This is a genomic window from Pseudomonas sp. Irchel 3H9, assembly GCF_900187495.1.
In the GTDB taxonomy this organism is placed as follows: domain Bacteria; phylum Pseudomonadota; class Gammaproteobacteria; order Pseudomonadales; family Pseudomonadaceae; genus Aquipseudomonas; species Aquipseudomonas sivasensis.
The window spans coordinates 369,702-387,358 of sequence record NZ_FYDK01000005.1 but is presented as its reverse complement, the minus strand read 5'-3'; the positions used below and the strand labels follow the sequence as shown (position 1 = coordinate 387,358).

At 61.8% G+C, this 17,657-nt stretch carries 8 protein-coding genes; 6 read left to right on the top strand and 2 right to left on the bottom strand.

Features of this window, described 5'->3' with window-relative positions:
* The first annotated feature begins 49 nt into the window (after positions 1-49).
* The 4 genes from treC (at position 50) to CKW32_RS20420 (ending at position 5,836) form a co-directional block, all read left to right on the top strand.
* Positions 50-1,696 (top strand): alpha,alpha-phosphotrehalase, encoded by a 1,647-nt coding sequence (treC, locus tag CKW32_RS20435; RefSeq protein WP_032890742.1) that lies wholly within the window; start codon positions 50-52, stop codon positions 1,694-1,696.
* A 72-nt stretch (positions 1,697-1,768) separates the two neighbouring features.
* Positions 1,769-2,989 (top strand): carbohydrate porin, encoded by a 1,221-nt coding sequence (locus CKW32_RS20430; RefSeq protein ID WP_095185814.1) that lies wholly within the window; start codon positions 1,769-1,771, stop codon positions 2,987-2,989.
* A 49-nt stretch (positions 2,990-3,038) separates the two neighbouring features.
* A complete protein-coding gene (ptsP, locus tag CKW32_RS20425) occupies positions 3,039-5,555 on the top strand; it encodes a phosphoenolpyruvate--protein phosphotransferase (protein WP_095185813.1) in 2,517 nt (838 codons plus the stop codon).
* A 2-nt stretch (positions 5,556-5,557) separates the two neighbouring features.
* A complete protein-coding gene (locus CKW32_RS20420; protein WP_095185812.1) occupies positions 5,558-5,836 on the top strand; it encodes a PTS transporter subunit EIIB in 279 nt (92 codons plus the stop codon).
* 89 nt (positions 5,837-5,925) lie between these two features.
* Here CKW32_RS20420 and mltF read toward each other — a convergent pair whose 3' ends face one another.
* Positions 5,926-7,386 carry a membrane-bound lytic murein transglycosylase MltF gene (mltF, locus tag CKW32_RS20415; protein ID WP_032890750.1) on the bottom strand — a complete coding sequence of 487 codons (1,461 nt, stop codon included), beginning with the start codon at positions 7,384-7,386 and terminating at the stop codon, positions 5,926-5,928.
* A 286-nt stretch (positions 7,387-7,672) separates the two neighbouring features.
* On the opposite strand from mltF, the gene purL reads away from it, so the two are divergent.
* Entirely contained in the window at positions 7,673-11,569 is a 3,897-nt protein-coding gene (purL, locus tag CKW32_RS20410) for a phosphoribosylformylglycinamidine synthase (protein WP_095185811.1), read from the top strand.
* 4 nt (positions 11,570-11,573) lie between these two features.
* Positions 11,574-11,885 carry an NGG1p interacting factor NIF3 gene (locus tag CKW32_RS20405; RefSeq protein WP_095185810.1) on the top strand — a complete coding sequence of 104 codons (312 nt, stop codon included), beginning with the start codon at positions 11,574-11,576 and terminating at the stop codon, positions 11,883-11,885.
* A 66-nt stretch (positions 11,886-11,951) separates the two neighbouring features.
* Here the strand turns inward: CKW32_RS20405 and CKW32_RS20400 are convergent, their stop codons facing one another.
* On the bottom strand, positions 11,952-17,630 hold the full coding sequence (locus tag CKW32_RS20400) for a membrane-targeted effector domain-containing toxin (protein WP_095185809.1): 5,679 nt from the start codon (positions 17,628-17,630) through the stop codon (positions 11,952-11,954).
* Between the last annotated feature and the right edge of the window lie 27 nt (positions 17,631-17,657).

Below are 17,657 nucleotides of genomic sequence, written 5' to 3'. Positions count from 1 at the left end.
GCGATAGGGCCCAAGAGGCCGGCACACAATTCAACTGAAGGAACCCAGCATGCAAACCTGGCAACACTCGGTGATCTACCAGATCTACCCCAAAAGCTTCCACAGCCACGCGGGTAACGCCACCGGTGACCTGCTGGGCATCGTGGACAAACTCGATTACCTCCAATGGCTGGGCGTGGATTGCCTGTGGATCACGCCGTTCCTGCGCTCGCCGCAACGGGACAACGGCTACGACATCAGCGACTACTACGCCATCGACCCCAGCTACGGGACCATGGCCGACTGCGACCTGCTCATCAGCGAAGCGGCCAAGCGCGGAATCAAGTTGATGCTCGACATCGTGGTCAACCACACCTCCATCGAGCACGAGTGGTTCCAACAAGCGCGCAGCAGCCTCGACAACCCGTACCGCGACTTCTACATCTGGCGTGACCAGCCGAACAACTGGGAATCCAAGTTCGGCGGCTCGGCCTGGGAATACGAAGCGCAGACCGGCCAGTACTTCCTGCACCTGTTTGACCACACCCAGGCCGACCTCAACTGGGACAACCCCAAGGTCCGTGCCGAAGTGTTCAAGCTGATGCGCTTCTGGCGCGACAAAGGCGTAGGCGGTTTCCGGCTGGACGTGATCAACCTGATCTCCAAGCCTGCCGACTTCCCCGAAGACACCAGTGACGGCCGCCGCTTCTACACCGACGGCCCCAACGTGCACGAATACCTGCAAGAGATGCACCGCGAAGTCTTCGAAGGCCATGACCTGATCAACGTCGGCGAAATGTCGTCCACCAGCCTGGAACACTGCATTCGTTACTCTCGGCCTGAGTCGAAAGAACTGTCGATGACCTTCAACTTTCATCACCTGAAAGTGGATTACCCCAACCTGCAGAAGTGGGTAAAGGCCGACTTCGATTTCCTGCAACTCAAGCGGATCTTGTCTGACTGGCAACTGGGCATGCAGGCCGGTGGCGGTTGGAATGCATTGTTCTGGTGTAACCACGACCAGCCGCGAGTGGTCTCGCGCTTTGGGGATGACGGTGAACACCGCGTGGTCTCGGCGAAGATGCTCGCCACGGCGCTGCACTTCCTCCAGGGCACACCGTTCGTGTACCAGGGCGAAGAGTTGGGCATGACCAATCCGGGTTTCGACGCGATCGAACAGTACCGCGATGTGGAGACCCTCAATATCTATCGCCTCAAACGCGATGCCGGTGAATCCGAGGCGTCGAGCATGGCGGCGATCATGCAGAAATCCCGCGATAACGGACGCACACCGATGCACTGGAACACGCAGGCCAACGCTGGTTTCAGCAGTGGCGAGCCGTGGATCGGCGTTGCGGCCAATGCGGCGCAGATCAATGTCGACAGCCAGCGTGATGACCCGGACTCGGTGCTGCATCACTACCGCGCGCTGATCGCCTTGCGTCGTCACGAACCGCTGATTCAAGAGGGCGTTTACTGCGAACTGCTGCAAGACCATCCCCAAGTCTGGGCTTACCTGCGCGAGGGCCACGGCGAACGCCTACTGGTGCTGAACAATTTCTACGGGCAGCCCTGTGACATCCAACTGCCCGAGAGCGTGATCAGTGCGGCGAGCGAGCAGCGTCTGTTGATCAGCAATTACCCCGACTGTCCGCGGCGTACGTCTTCGGTGGTGCTGCGCCCTTACGAATCCTTCGTGCTGCACCTCAAGGACTAAGGCCCGTTGTAACCCCCGTATGGGAGTGCGGGGGCGCTGCAAAAAAACATAATAAAAATATCGGAGTGCTTCATGAAAACAACAATAAAGTTGGGCCTCGTTGCATCCTGCCTGAGCCTGCCTCTCGGCGCTCAAGCCCTCGAATTCGCCGGCTATTTGCGTAGTGGCGCGGGGACGTCAACCGGCAGTGGCCCGCAGCAATGTTTCCAACTGCCGGGCGCGCAATCCAAATATCGTTTGGGTAATGAATGCGAGCAATACGGCGAACTGGAACTGCGCCAGGACCTGCTGACCTTTGACGATGGCTCGGTGCTTAGCGTCGATGCCATGGCTTCTCTCTACAACAAGTACGACCGCGAGCTGAAATTCCAGGGCGAGAATAACGGCTCGGCGCGCATGCCGCAGATGTATGCGCAATGGTCGAACCTGCCCGCCCTCAACGGCGGTTCGGTGTGGGCCGGTCGGCGTTACTACAAACGTAACGACATCCATATCTCCGATTTCTACTACTGGAACCAGAGCGCCACCGGCGGCGGCATCGAGGACGTGCTGATCGGCGACCTTAAATACAGCTACGCCATTTCGCGCAAGGACAACCTGTACCAGAAGGAATACGCCACCCGTCACGACTTCAACGTCGCGGGCTTCAGGACCAACCCCGGCGGCGAGCTGGAGCTGGGCTTGAGCTATATCGAGAAAGCCGGCGGTCGCGATACCAACAGCGGCTGGGCACTGACAGCGCAGCACGTGCAAAAACCTTTCCTCGGCGGCAAGAACAAATTCGCCCTGCAATACGGCGAAGGCCCCGGCACTGGCCTGGGCTACACCGGCAATACCTTCCTGGATAAAAGCAGCAAAAGTTATCGCGCCGTGGAGTTCTTCGACTGGCAAGTGACCCCGCGCTTTGGTGGGCAGATCGAGGCGGTGTACCAGAAGGATATTCGCCCCGGCAGCCAGGACCAGACCTGGATGTCCATCGGCGTGCGCCCGGCCTATGCCCTCAGCGAGCAATTCAAACTGGTCACCGAGTTGGGCCATGATCAAGTCGATGCCAGCGGCGGTACGCGCAAGTTGAGCAAATTCACCTTCGCCCCGACATGGTCGCCCAAAGGTCCGGATTTCTGGGCACGGCCCGAAGTGCGCTTGTACTACACCTATGCCACCTGGAACGAAGCTGCCAAGCGTGCGGCGAATGAACTGGCGGCTGGTTCGGCGTTATCCGACACCGGGTCCTACGGCACCGCGCGGCATGGATCGAACTTTGGTGTGCAGGTCGAGTATTGGTGGAAGTGATCCCTCTTCTGCCCAATGATTTTTACAGAACCAAACAGCAGGTGACGTCATGACCGCAACTCAACCCCTGGAATTGCTGGCGCCTTTATCCGGCGTGCTGCTGGCGCTGGATCAGGTGCCGGACCCGGTGTTCGCCAGCCGCATGATCGGCGACGGCCTGTGCATCGATCCCACCTCGCAGACCTTGTGCGCACCGTTGACCGGGGTGGTCAGCAATATTCAGAACACGGGGCACGCGGTGAGTATCACCGACGACAACGGCGTGCAGGTGCTGATGCATATCGGCCTGGATACCGTGAACCTGGCGGGCAAGGGTTTCACCCGATTGGTCGAAGAAGGCCAGCGGGTGGAGGCCGGCGAGCCGCTGATCGAATTTGACGCTGACTACGTGGCGCTCAATGCCCGCAGTTTGCTGACCCTGATGCTCGTGGTCAGCGGCGAACCGTTCACCCTGCTGGCAAACGGTGCTGTAGACCTCGGCCAGCCGCTGTTGCAGGTATCCCCAGGCGAGCCGATTGAAGCTGCAAGCGAGGAGGAGGGTGATGCGCTGTTCTCCAAACCGCTGAGCCTGCCCAACGCCAATGGCCTGCACGCGCGCCCGGCGGCGGTATTTGCCCAGGCGGCGAAGGGGTTCAATGCGAGCATTTACCTGCACAAGCAAACCCAAAGCGCCAACGCGAAATCCCTGGTAGCGATCATGGCGCTGCAAACCGTGCAGGGCGATATCTTGCAGGTGAGTGCGGCGGGAGAAGAGGCTGAGGCGGCCATCAAAGCGTTGGTGGAATTGCTGGCGCAAGGGTGCGGCGAGCCGGTCGCGGCAACGGTGGCGGTGGTTGAGTCGGTGGTGTCTGCGACTGTGCTGCGAGGTGTTTGCGCATCGCCGGGTTCGGCGTGTGGTCATGTGGTGCAGGTGGCTGAGCCTGAACTGAACATCCCTGAAAAGGGCGCGGGCGAAGCGGTCGAGCGTGCCGCGCTGGCGCGTGCGCTGCGGGCTGCTACGGAAGCGCTGCAAACCTTGCAAGCCAAGGCGGTCGGCAGTGCCCAGGCGGAGATTTTCCGTGCTCATCAGGAATTGCTCGAAGACCCGACCCTGCTGGAACACGCCCATGGCCTGCTCGCCGCTGGCAAAAGCGCAGCATTTTCCTGGCACAGCGCCACGGCGGCCACGGTCAAGTTGTTCCAGGGGCTGGGCAATGCGCTGATCGCTGAGCGTGCAGCGGACCTGGCCGATGTGGGCCAGCGCGTACTCAAACTGATCCTGGAAATTGAGGACCGCGCCTGGGATCTGCCCGAGCGCGCCATCTTGATCGCCGAGCAACTGACCCCGTCACAAACCGCCAGCCTCGACACCGGCAAGGTGTTGGGGTTTGTTACGGTCGGCGGCGGAGCGACCAGCCATGTGGCGATCCTCGCCCGTGCTTTGGGTTTGCCAGCGATCTGTGGTGTGCCTGTGCAAGTACTGGCGCTGGCCAACGGCAAACACGTCCTGCTGGATGCCGATAAGGGTGAGCTGCACTTGGAGCCGAACCAGGCTGAGATCGAACAGTTGAAAGCCGCACGTCAACAACAGGCACAGCGACAGCAGCGCGACGTTGCACAGGCTGCGTTGCCCGCCATCACGCGCGACGGCCATCACGTTGAGGTCACGGCCAACGTCGCCTCATTGCAGGAGGTGGAGCAGTCGCTGACTCTCGGCGGTGAAGGGGTCGGCTTGCTGCGTTCGGAGTTTCTGTACCTCGACCGCAACCGCGCGCCGAGCCCGGAGGAGCAGGCCAGCACCTACACGGCCATCGCCCGCGCCCTGGGCGCTGAGCGCAACCTGGTTGTGCGCACGTTGGACGTGGGCGGCGACAAACCGCTGACCTACGTGCCGATGGAGGCCGAGACCAACCCGTTCCTGGGCTTGCGCGGCATTCGCCTGTGCCTGGAGCGCCCGGAACTGTTGCGCGAACAGTTCCGCGCGATCCTCGCCAGCGCCGGTCTGGCGCGGCTGCATATCATGTTGCCGATGGTCAGCCTGCTGTCGGAACTGCACCTGGCCCGCAGGATTCTCGAAGAAGAAGCGCTGGCGCTGGGGGTGGGCGAGTTGCCGAAGCTGGGGATCATGATCGAAGTGCCCTCTGCGGCGTTGATGGCTGACGTGTTTGCGCCCCATGTGGATTTCTTCTCCATCGGCACCAACGACCTGACCCAATACACCCTGGCCATGGATCGCGACCACCCACGCCTGGCCAGCCAGGCGGACAGCTTTCACCCGGCGGTATTGCGCTTGATCGCCACCACCGTCAAGGCCGCCCATGCCCATGGCAAGTGGGTTGGCGTATGCGGCGCGTTGGCGTCCGAAGCGCTGGCGGTGCCGGTGCTGATCGGGCTGGGGGTGGATGAGTTATCGGTCAGCGTGCCGTTGATCCCGACCATCAAAGCCACCGTGCGCGAGCTGGACCTGGTCGACTGCCAGAGCATTGCCCGTCAGGTGCTGGGCCTGGAAGAGGCCGCCCAAGTGCGCGAGGCCTTGCGTGGCTTTCACGCGGCGACCGTCGAAACCTCATCTGTGCTGGAGAACTGAGCATGTTGGATAAATTGAAGCAGGCGTTCTGGAAAGCCCTGACCCCGGATTTGATTGCCGAAACGGTCGAGGCGCCGACGCAGAGTCTAGTGTCGGCCGACGTGCTGAATGCGTTGGGTGGCGCGGATAACCTCACGTCGCAACAGCGTGTGGCGCTGACGCGGGTTAGGGTGCAATTGCAGGATGTGGGGCGGTTGGATGAGTCGGCGTTGAAAGCGGCAGGTGTGCCGGGTGTGATGGTGTTGGCGGGAGGAGTGGTGCACCTGATCACTGGCCTATAAGACGACGGTGATCGAATGTGAGCCGTTTGAATGGGGTGGAATTGACTTGCTTGTGGTGAGCGGGCTTGTCCCGCGCTGGTTGGTGGTGTTTAGAGCTTAGGGTTGTCTTCCGCAGGCTTGGTCTTGTCCACACCTGGCACATGCAGGTTGCCTTCGACCACTTGGTTGCCTTCCAGCTGCGGCTGGGTCACCCACGTCAGAATGTCGTAGTAGCGCCGGATGTTCGCCACAAAGTGCACCGGCTCACCGCCCCGGGCGTAGCCGTAGCGGGTCTTGCTGTACCACTGCTTCTGCGACAGGCGCGGCAGCATTTTCTTCACATCCAACCACTTGTTCGGGTTCAGGCCTTCTTTCTTCGCCAGGGTGCGCGCGTCGTCCAGATGGCCGGTACCGACGTTATAGGCGGCGAGGGCAAACCAGGTGCGGTCCGGCTCGGCGATGCTGTCGTCCAACTCATCCTTGATTTTGGCCAGGTACTTGGCGCCGCCCATGATGCTCTGCTTGGGATCCAGGCGATTGGACACGCCCATGGCCTGTGCGGTGTTCTGTGTCAGCATCATCAGGCCGCGCACGCCGGTCTTGGAGGTGACCGCCGGTTGCCACAGTGATTCCTGGTAGCCGATGGCCGCTAACAGGCGCCAGTCGACCTTTTCTTCCTTGGCATAGGCACGGAAGTGTTTCTCGTATTTGGGCAGGCGCTGCTGCAGGTGCTGGGCGAAGGTGTAGGCGCCGACATAACCGAGCACATCGACGTGCCCGTAATAGCGGTCTTTGAGACGTTGCAGGGTGCCGTTCTTTTCCACCTTGTCCAGGTAGCTGTTGATCTCGTTGAGCAGGCTGTTGTCTTCGCCGGCGGCCACGGCCCAGCTCTGGTTGCTGGCGTTGCCCAGGTCGAAGGCCACGCGCACGTTGGGGAAGTACACCTGGTTCATCGCGACTTCGTTGGAGTCCACCAGGGTCAGGTCGATTTGCCCCTCGTCCACCATGCGCAGCAGGTCGACCACCTCAACCGCGTCGGATTCTTCGTACTCGATTGCAGGGTTTTGCTTTTTCAGCTCGGCCAATTGCTCGGCGTGGGTACTGCCCTTGAGCACCATGATCTTCTTGCCCACCAGGTCCGCCGCGTTCGTCGGCCTTGACTGGCCGTTGCGGTAGATGACCTGCGGAGTGACTTCAAGGTAAGGATGGGAGAAACGCACCTGTTGCTGGCGCTGCTCGCTGCTGACCAGGCCGGCGGCGGCGAGCACCGGGCCATTGGTCTTGCCCAGTTGGCCGAACAGGTCGTCGAGGTTGTCGGCGGTCTCGATCTCCAGCTTCACGCCCAGGTCGTCGGCAAAGCGCTTGACCAGTTCATATTCGAAACCGGTTTCACCGTTGCGGTCCTGGAAATACGTGGCCGGGCTGTTCCGGGTAATGACCCGCAATACGCCATCCTCCTTGATTCGCTCAAGCGTGCTGGGTTTATCAACACAGGCGCTGAGCATCAGGAAGAGTCCGGTGGCGATGAGCCATTTGGCGCATCGCGGGCGCAAAGCAGTTGGTGAGAACATCTGCGCAGTATACGCAAACGGCCCACGGCGCCATATCTCGACAGCGGGGGACTTGTCTGCTAGCGCCGCCAAAACTGTGCTGCAGCCCGCAGAAACGTGGCTTGGCGGGCAAATGTGACGGTTAAAATAACTACGCGCAATGCCTTGGATTACGCCCCGATAGTGTGCAAACCGTGCCAACTGACGTCCGGCAGCAGCCAGCGATGCCGTTTCGGGTGCCGTTGGCGATGGTTTACGCTAGAATGCACGGCCTCAAAGCACACCCCTTCCCGAGGCTGTCCCGAAGATGTTGATCCTGCGCGGCGCTCCTGCCCTTTCTGCCTTTCGCCACAGCAAACTCCTTGAACAACTGAGCCAGAAGGTTCCAGCGGTTACAGGCCTGTATGCTGAATTTGCTCACTTCGCCGACGTTACCGGCGTATTGACCGCCGACGAACAGCAAGTGCTCGCACGCCTTCTGAAGTACGGCCCAAGCGTTCCCGTTCAAGAGCCGACCGGCCGCTTGTTCCTGGTTCTGCCACGGTTCGGCACCATCTCGCCCTGGTCGAGCAAGGCCAGCGACATCGCCCGCAACTGCGGCCTGGAAAAAATCCAGCGCCTGGAGCGCGGTATTGCCTTCTACGTTGCAGGCCAGTTCAGCGATGCCGAGGCCGAGCTGATCGCCAGCAGCCTGCACGACCGCATGACCCAGATCATCGTCAGCCAGCTCGAACAGGCTGCCGGTCTGTTCAGCCACGCCGAGCCCAAGCCGCTGACCGCGATTGACGTGCTTGGCGGTGGCCGCGCCGCCCTGGAGAAGGCCAACACCGAACTGGGCCTGGCCCTCGCCGAAGACGAGATCGACTACCTGGTCAACGCCTTCAACGGCTTGAAGCGCAACCCGCACGACATCGAACTGATGATGTTCGCCCAGGCCAACTCCGAGCATTGCCGTCACAAGATTTTCAACGCCAGTTGGGATATCGACGGCCAGAGCCAGGAAAAAAGCCTGTTCGGCATGATCAAGAACACCTACGTGATGCACAGCGAAGGCGTTCTGTCGGCGTATAAGGACAACGCCTCGGTGATCGTCGGCTCCGTCGCCGGCCGTTTCTTCCCGGATCCAGAGACCCGCCAGTACGGCGCGGTTCAGGAACCGGTGCACATCCTGATGAAAGTCGAAACCCACAACCACCCGACCGCGATTGCCCCGTTCCCTGGCGCAGCCACCGGTTCCGGCGGTGAAATCCGTGACGAAGGTGCTACCGGACGTGGCGCCAAGCCAAAGGCCGGCCTGACCGGTTTCACCGTGTCCAACCTGCAGATCCCTGGCTTTGAACAGCCGTGGGAAGTGCCGTACGGCAAGCCTGAGCGCATCGTTACCGCCCTCGACATCATGATCGAAGGCCCGCTCGGCGGCGCCGCGTTCAACAACGAGTTCGGTCGCCCGGCTCTGACTGGCTACTTCCGTACCTTCGAACAGTCCATCACCACGCCCCATGGTGATGAAGTGCGCGGTTACCACAAGCCGATCATGTTGGCCGGCGGCATGGGCAACATCCGTGAAGAACACGTCAAGAAAGGCGAGATTCTGGTCGGCTCCAAGCTGATCGTGCTGGGTGGACCGGCGATGCTGATTGGCCTGGGCGGCGGTGCTGCTTCCTCTATGGCAACCGGCACCAGCTCGGCTGATCTGGACTTTGCTTCCGTACAGCGTGAAAACCCGGAAATGGAGCGTCGCTGCCAGGAAGTCATCGACCGTTGCTGGCAGTTGGGTGACAAGAACCCGATCAGCTTCATCCATGACGTCGGTGCTGGTGGTTTGTCCAACGCCTTCCCAGAACTGGTCAACGATGGCGACCGTGGTGGCCGTTTCGAACTGCGCAACATTCCAAACGACGAGCCGGGCATGGCCCCGCACGAAATCTGGAGCAACGAATCCCAAGAGCGTTACGTGCTGGCCGTCGGCCCTGAAGACTTCGCGCGCTTCCAGGCCATCTGCGAACGCGAGCGCTGCCCGTTTGCCGTGGTCGGCGAAGCCACTGCCGAGCCGCAACTGACGGTCACTGACAGCCACTTCGGCAACAGCCCGGTGGACATGCCCCTCGAAGTGCTGCTGGGCAAAGCCCCGCGCATGCACCGTTCAGCGGTGCGTGAAGCCGAGCTGGGCGATGATTTCGACCCAAGCACACTCGAACTGGCCGACAGCATCGAACGCGTGCTGCATCACCCGGCCGTGGCGAGCAAAAGCTTCCTGATCACCATCGGCGACCGCAGCATCACCGGTCTCGTAGCCCGTGACCAAATGGTCGGCCCATGGCAGGTGCCGGTGGCCGACGTTGCCGTCACCGCCACCAGCTTCGACGTCTACACCGGTGAAGCCATGGCCATGGGCGAGCGTACGCCGCTGGCCCTGCTGGACGCCCCGGCGTCGGGCCGCATGGCCATTGGTGAAACCCTCACTAACATCGCTGCGTCGCGTATCGGCAAACTGTCTGACATCAAACTGTCGGCCAACTGGATGTCCGCTGCCGGTCACCCGGGTGAAGATGCGCGTCTGTATGACACCGTAAAAGCGGTCGGCATGGAGCTGTGCCCGGAACTGGGCATCACCATTCCAGTGGGCAAGGACTCGATGTCCATGGCCACCCGTTGGAACGAAGACGGCACCGACAAGAGCGTGACCTCGCCGCTGTCGTTGATCGTGACCGGTTTTGCACCGGTTACCGATGTTCGCCAGACCCTGACCCCGCAACTGCGCATGGACAAAGGCACCACCGATCTGATCCTGATCGACCTGGGCCGTGGCCAGAACCGCATGGGCGCCTCGATCCTCGCGCAAACCCACGGCAAGCTCGGCAAAGTGGCGCCGGATGTTGACGACGCTGAAGACCTCAAAGCCTTCTTCGCCGTGATCCAGGGCTTGAACGCCGACGGCCATCTGCTGGCTTACCACGACCGTTCCGACGGCGGCCTGCTGACCAGCGTTGTCGAGATGGCGTTTGCCGGTCACTGCGGCCTGAACATCGTGCTCGACAGCGTTGCCGAGGATGCATCCGAGATCAACGGCATCCTGTTCAACGAAGAGTTGGGCGCCGTGATCCAGGTTCGCCAGGACGCGACCCCGGACGTACTCGCTCAATTCAGCGCCGCTGGCCTGGACGACTGCGTGGCGGTGATTGGCCAGCCGATCAACAACGGTGAAATCAATATCTCGTTCAATGGCGATACAGTGTTTGCCGGTCAACGCCGTCTGCTGCAACGCCAGTGGTCCGAGACCAGCTACCAGATCCAACGCCTGCGTGACAACGCCGATTGCGCCGAGCAGGAATTCGACGTGATCCTGGAAGAAGACAACCCGGGCCTGAGCACCAAGCTCAGCTTCGACGTCAACCAGGACATCACCGCGCCGTACATCAAGAAAGGCATTCGCCCACAAGTTGCTGTGCTGCGTGAGCAGGGCGTCAACGGCCAGGTGGAAATGGCGGCGGCGTTCGACCGTGCCGGCTTCAATGCGATTGACGTGCACATGAGCGATATCCTCGCCGGTCGCGTTGACCTCAACGAGTTCAAAGGCCTGGTCGCTTGCGGCGGCTTCTCCTACGGCGACGTGCTGGGTGCCGGTGAAGGCTGGGCCAAGTCGGCCCTGTTCAACAGCCGTGCCCGCGATGCGTTCCAAGGCTTCTTCGAGCGCAACGACAGCTTCACCCTGGGTGTGTGCAACGGTTGCCAGATGATGTCCAACCTCAGCGAACTGATCCCGGGCAGCGAGTTCTGGCCGCACTTTGTGCGTAACCGTTCCGAGCAGTTCGAAGCCCGTGTCGCCATGGTGCAGGTGCAGGAGTCCAACTCGATCTTCCTGCAAGGCATGGCCGGTTCGCGCATGCCGATCGCCATCGCCCACGGCGAAGGCCATGCGGAGTTCGCCAGCGAAGAAGCCTTGCTCGAAGCCGACCTGTCCGGTTGCGTGGCCATGCGCTTCGTCGACAACCACGGCAAAGTCACCGAAAACTACCCTGCCAACCCGAACGGCTCGCCGCGCGGGATTACCGGCCTCACCAGCCGCGACGGCCGCGTGACCATCATGATGCCGCACCCGGAACGTGTATTCCGCGCTGTGCAGAACTCGTGGCGCCCGGAAGAGTGGAACGAAGACGGTGCGTGGATGCGCATGTTCCGTAACGCTCGCGTTTGGGTGAACTAAGGTCGTGTACAAGCTTGCCTTCTTTGTGCCCGACAGCCATGTGGAGACGGTGAAAACCGCCGTCTTTGCAGCTGGCGGCGGGCGCATTGGCGACTACGACAACTGCGCCTGGCAAGTGCTGGGCCAGGGCCAATTCCGCGCGTTGGACGGCAGTCAGCCGTTTATCGGCCAGGTTGGCCAGGTCGAAGTCGTCGAAGAATGGAAGGTCGAGTTGGTGGTGGCGGATGCGCTGATCGTGGCTGTTGTGGCTGCGTTGAAGCTGAGCCACCCCTACGAGACACCGGCGTACGAGGTATGGCAGTTGGCGGATTTCTGATTCGTTGACGGCATAAACAAGAAACCCGCTGGGCCAGTTTGGTCAGCGGGTTTTTTGTTGCCTGGATTACGGCGCGGGCGTCAGTTGTACCTGGGCGCGTACGGCGTCGATCAAGGTGGTCTGGTAGAGGAAGCGCTGCTGCGCCATGCCCCAGCGATCGATGTAGAACAGGCCCTGGTCATCGACCTGGATCGGGGTCGAGACGATTTCGCCGCTGCGGGATTTGTGCAGCAGGTTGCTTTCGGCCATTGACGGGTGTTCGACCAGAAAGTGTCCGGACACTTTCAGTCGGGCGCGGTCCAGCGGTACGAATGCGGCAGGCTCACGCATGCCAGCCACGCCGACCTTTAGCGTGAAGTCGCTGCGCAGTGCCGTCCAGCGGGTTTCCAGGCCTGTCTCCCAGCGGCCGGGGCTGATGGGGGACGACAGGTTGGGCGCAGCATCGCGGATATGCAGGCTGGCGGCGCCTTGCAGCTCGGCCAGGCCGGGCACTTGCAGGTTGGTGTTGGTGTGGGCGCTGCCGATGAACGCCACCCATTTGTGTGGGCCGTGCGCCGCCTGGTCAGCGTCGATCACCCGTGACGCGAAGTAGCTGAACATCTGGTTGCGCGCCTCTGTGTTGGCGCCCTTGACGTGGTAACTGGCGGTGCAGTCGAGTGCGCGTACACGCAACCCATATTTGTTGGCTTGCTGGATCACTTCGAAGTAGGTGTTGGCGCCACTGTAGAGCGGCATGTGCCCGGCATCCTGGCGTTTGAGGTAGTCCTTGAGCGCGGGCGAAAGGCGTTTGGATTGGCGGAAGGCATCCAGCTCGGCCTGGTGCAGGTCGGTGAGCAAATGTTCGACGTACAGCGTGTCGAACTTGAGCGCCTTGAGTTGCTTCATGTGTTTGATCAGAAACGCCTTGCTCGTCTGCGCGCTGTGGGCCTCGCCGATGACCAGCCCCGCCAGCCGGCTTTCACTGACAGCGCGCAGAAACGGTTCCGGCTGCGTCTGCCCGCTGAGTCGCGACAGTTCCGGGCGAGCCGGCAGGGTGTGCTGGCTGAAGTACTGCTGTGCATCTTGGGTCAGACGCTCCCGCGTTTTCTTGAACACTGAAAACGCCTTGCGGTGCTCGGGGGCCGGCAGGAAATGACTGTCCAGGCCGTGGGACTGGTATGACTGGGTCTGGATGCTTTCGCGCAGGTCCGCAGCGATATCGTAGTCGCTGTAATGCGTGACCGTTGCCGCACCACTCGACGGGGCAGGGGATTCTACGGTTCGTTCAGGCCCGCGCACGGCCAGGGTGTAATCGGCGGAAGCGTCGCTGGCGTCGATGCGCAAACCCACGGCATGGTCAGCGCCGACATTTTCCACGCGCACAGAAACCGCCTTGTGCAGATCGGCCAAGCCCGGGACTTGATCAGCCGCGCGCATGCGCGCGGGGTCCAACAGGGCAATCCAGCGCTCATCGGGCAGGGCTTCGCTGTCGCCTTGCAGGACTTTGTGCGAGTAGAAGTTGCGTAACGCGGTGCTGCGCGTTGTGGTGGGTGGGGTGTCGCCGAGGTTGAGGGCATCATCCAGGTCGTAGCAGGTCGAGGCGTCCAGTGCCTTGATCTTGATGCCTTTGGCCGAAGCCTTGCGTACCAGCGCCACGTAGGAGAATTCGGCGTTGTCGGCAAAGCCCATTGCCTTGTCGACGAGCTTCAGATGCCGCTCGATGTGCTTCCAGGATTTGCCGCTGTTGAGCTTGTCCAGTTTCGGGCGGAACACATCACCGGGCAGGTATTCGATGTACAGGCGCTTGAAACCTTTGTTGAGCAGCGCGTCGATGTTCTCGATAAGCACCTGCTGGCCGACACCGCTGCCGGGGATGGCGCCAATGATCAGGTTCGGTGCGCGGCTAAATGCGGGGTTATCGGTGAGCGTGGCCAACGATGTCTCCCGCGTTACGGTAGGTACCTCGGCACGGGGCGCGACGGGCGGCTGCTGGCGGAAAAAGTCCTCGGCGTCGCGGGTCAATTGGCTGACTTGTTGCTGATACACATCGCGCACCGGCTGCAATTCCCGGGACGCCGCAGCGACGGTGACGTGCGGGTTTTGGTACACCCAGTCACCCTGTTGGCGCAGTTGCGCCGTGAGGTCGGGGTTGAGCACCTGCTCCAGCTTGTCCGCGTACTGGGCGGGCATCTCGTAGTGCTTGAGTGCGTCGGGGGCCTGTGGGACTTTTTCATACTTTGGCGCGCCGCCAGTCACTCCGGTACGGCGCCATACACCTTGGGCATCCGGTGCGGCGAGGCGGGTGGTGGAGACCAGCTTGCCGGTGACCGGGTCGAGGCGATAGAGCAAATAGCGTCCGATCGGGTCCGGAGTCTGATGAGCCCAGAGATATTCGCCATTGAACAGCACCGATTGCATCCCCGCAGGCTTGAGTGGCGCCGGTTCCACGGCGCTGATCAACTGCAGCGTCGGGCTCTGTACGAGGCGCCTTGGGGCCTGGCGCACGGCGAACTGTTGCAAGGTGCCGAGGGCCGGGCGCAGGTCGGTGAACAGCCCGCCGGCGCTGTTGAGCAGGTAACCCATCAAGTGTTCCAGGGCCTGGGCGTTGTCGCCCTGGTGGTAAGCGTGCAGAGCCAGCATGGCGTCCTTGAACGCCAGCGCCAGACCGATGCTCAGGCTCAGCACTGGAAAAGGCGCGGTAGCGATGGCGGCAACCCATTCCACACAGGTCCAGGCGATGCCGCTGATCATCTGGGTACGGTTGACGGTAGTCGCGTGAACATCATCAATGGTGCGTTGCAGCTTGAGGTCATACACCTCGCGCCGCAGGTCCTGGATCTGGGTTTGCGCGCGTATCGGGTCATAGCGCGGCGGGCTGATGCTGGTTTTATCCAGCCCTTCAGGCAACTGGTGCCGGGCGTCCTCCAGGAATGTGCGCACTCGTCCCTGGGACTGCACCGCGACGCGTTGCACCAGGTAACCGAGCATGCCGGGCAGTTTTTTCAGCAGGTAGTTGAACTGCCTGGCTTCGCGCACGCTGACGCCGTCCGGGGCATTGGGGGTGTAGAGAAGCGTTGGGTCATCGGCATGGGTGAACAGATAGCAGCCGATCACCCAGTCGCCGTCGATGACCAGGCGGTGGATCCCATGGTCGCGGCGGATGGCCGGTGCCGTCTCGCCCATCTTCGCAATACTGCGCTCCAGCCATTCCCGGTCGATGGACGCGATATCCCCCTGCAAGTGAGATTCCAGAGCGGCACTGCGCAATTGCCATTGAGTAATGGCTAGTGTGGTATCGCGGCGCAGCTTGTAGTCCGGGCTGCCGACGTTCAGTAGGCGTGTCTTGATCTCATCGATGTAGCGCTGGCCGATCCAGACGCCGGTGACCGAGCGTGCGACTTTTTCGGCGGTCAATGGGCTCAGGTCGATGCCTTCGGGGCCTTTGAAACGTGCCGAGCGCGAGAACTTTTCGTCGAGAAAACCGATGCCGTCGGCATAGCCGTCGCGATACAGCTGGGTGTAGTTGATGGGCGCAGCCTTAGCCGACCCCGGTGAGTAGGCCCAAACAGTGTCGGGGTCGACATCGTTGCGTGGGCGTCCCAGCAGCTCATTCAGACGGGCGCGCGCCTGCTCATGCAGGTAAGCGCTGAAGCCCGGCACTTGCGCCTCGGACAGCGAATAATCGTTGTAGGCGCGCAGACCGCGTTTGGTGTCGTCCGCCAGTTTCATCAGGGTTCGCCGCGTGGTCAGCGGCGCCGCGCGGAACCAGGTGGGCGTGCTGAACTCATCGTCATCCAGGCGCGTGGCCAACACATGGGTGGCCATGGCCTTGAGGCAATCGGCATGGCTGCCGGCGTGTCCGAAGCTGATTTCGCGGTGTTCCTGGGCGTGAAACTTGTAGCTCAGGCCGCTGAGCACCTGTTTCATCTTGGCCCGAAAGCGCAGGGCGACGCGGCTGATCAGGTAATCGGTGAGGGTACCTGGCGGCGATTTGAGGCCATTGTCCAAAGTCCAGCCGAGGATGTGGTTCTGGCAGGCAATTTCACTGTCGAACGCCTGGAACTGTTGCTCGCGCGGAGCCTGCGGCGTACATAGCAACACGCGGTCGACGGCGCCGCTGGCGTCGCGCCGGAGCAGCACCCACAGGTCTTGCAGTTGGGCCTCGTGCAGCGCCAGGGTCGTGGCGCTCAGCAATGGATCGCTGCCTTGGCGCACGCGTTGGATCAGTTCGAAATCGTCAGCAGTGAGATGCCCCTGCAGCATTGCGGTGCAGGCCAGCGCGTTGATTCTGTGATCGAGCATGGCTTCGATGGCCTGGCATAGCTCGGTCTTGGCATGCAGCTGCTTTTGCAGGTCCCTGAAGTCGATACGCGGTTGCAACGTGCCCATTTGTTGCGCGAGCCAGGCCGGTGTCAGCGCGGCGTAGGTGTCGGGCAGTGGCGCGCCGTCGTAGCTGAGGCTGGTCTTTTCGAGGAAATCGGAACCGGCGTTTTCATCGTCGGGATGCAGGCCACGCAAGGCCAATTCGACCAGGTCGCGTTTGTGGCTGTATTCACCGATCGGTGTGACGGCGCGGCGGGTGGTCACCAGCAAGCGTTGTGGTTCCAGGTCGTGGATATCCAGGTCATCGCTCAGGCGCTCCAGCCATTGGTGGCGTGCCAGGGTGTACGGCGTGGCCAGGGCGCCGAACAGTTGTTCCAGGCGCTGCCGGGACTGGTCGTAATGCTGCAAGTGTTCGGCGAGTCGTGCGCGTTGGGTGTCTGAGGCGCTGCGGTACCAGTCTGGTGCGCTGTGCCGTAACCATCGGTCGAGCAGCAATTGGGCGCGCCATTGCAGTCGCGCGCCGAGGTCGGGCACGGCGTCGACGATGGCCTGCTCCAGCGCATTGATCAGTGCCTGCGCGTCAGTGTGCGGGTTGTCCACCAGGCTCAGGGCGCGGTCGATGTCGGCGCTGCGCTTGGCGATCAGTTGGTTGTCGAGGTGCTCGAACAGTGGCCGGTCGCTGATCGGGTTCAATGCCAGCGGCCAGATGGCTTGCGGCGTCAGTGCGCGGTAGTCGCTTGCCAGCAGACCCATGAAGTGAGCGCGCTCGGCGGCGGCGTCCAGGCGTTGGAACAGATCGCTGTTGAGGTCGGCCAGGGAGGCGAAAAATTCAATCCCGCGCGAGGGAGTGAACAGTGCCACGCGGCCAACCGGCGTGCTCGATTGAAGCTCGCTTACCACCGGGCTTGAATGTTCGGTCAGCACAAACGCACCGGCCAGTTCGATGGTTTGCCCCTGGTATTCAAAGGTCAGTGCATACAGGCCGGGGCGTTGCGTGACGCCCAGTGGTACGCGGTCCAGGATCGCCTGCTCTTGAGGGTGGAACAGGCGATCGGCGACCGCGAGTGCGGTTTCGTGGGTCAGTGCGATGTAGCCGGCTTCAAAGGTCATGAAGGATTTGCGCGCTTTGCCGTCGATCTGCTCGCGGCTATCCATATCCAGCAATTGCGTGTTGAGCGTGGCCTTGAGCGTGGTCAGCAGGGCCTGACCTTCAGTACTGCGCAGATCGCTGTTGGCCAGGTTCTGGTACAGCACGCGGCTGTTTGTCAGGAACTGCTGGCGGTAGTTTTCCAGATGGGTATTCAGGCGCTCCAGGTACGCGAGTGGAGGCGACGCTGGCTGCGTCGGCAGCAGCGGTGCATCGAGGTCGAGCAGGTGATGGCCGATCAAGTTGAGTGAGCCTTTGATCTCGTCAAAGGTCAGGGGTGGGGTGGAAGTGCTCACGGGCACAGGCTCCATGCTGAGGATTGG

Excerpts from the sequence above, each read along its gene's own strand:
- ptsP (WP_095185813.1), top strand. The coding sequence starts at position 3,039 with ATGACCGCAACTCAACCCCTGGAATTGCTGGCGCCTTTATCCGGCGTG.
- treC (WP_032890742.1), top strand. The coding sequence starts at position 50 with ATGCAAACCTGGCAACACTCGGTGATCTACCAGATCTACCCCAAAAGC.
- purL (WP_095185811.1), top strand. The coding sequence starts at position 7,673 with ATGTTGATCCTGCGCGGCGCTCCTGCCCTTTCTGCCTTTCGCCACAGC.
- CKW32_RS20430 (WP_095185814.1), top strand. The coding sequence starts at position 1,769 with ATGAAAACAACAATAAAGTTGGGCCTCGTTGCATCCTGCCTGAGCCTG.
- mltF (WP_032890750.1), bottom strand. The coding sequence starts at position 7,386 with ATGTTCTCACCAACTGCTTTGCGCCCGCGATGCGCCAAATGGCTCATC.
- CKW32_RS20420 (WP_095185812.1), top strand. The coding sequence starts at position 5,558 with ATGTTGGATAAATTGAAGCAGGCGTTCTGGAAAGCCCTGACCCCGGAT.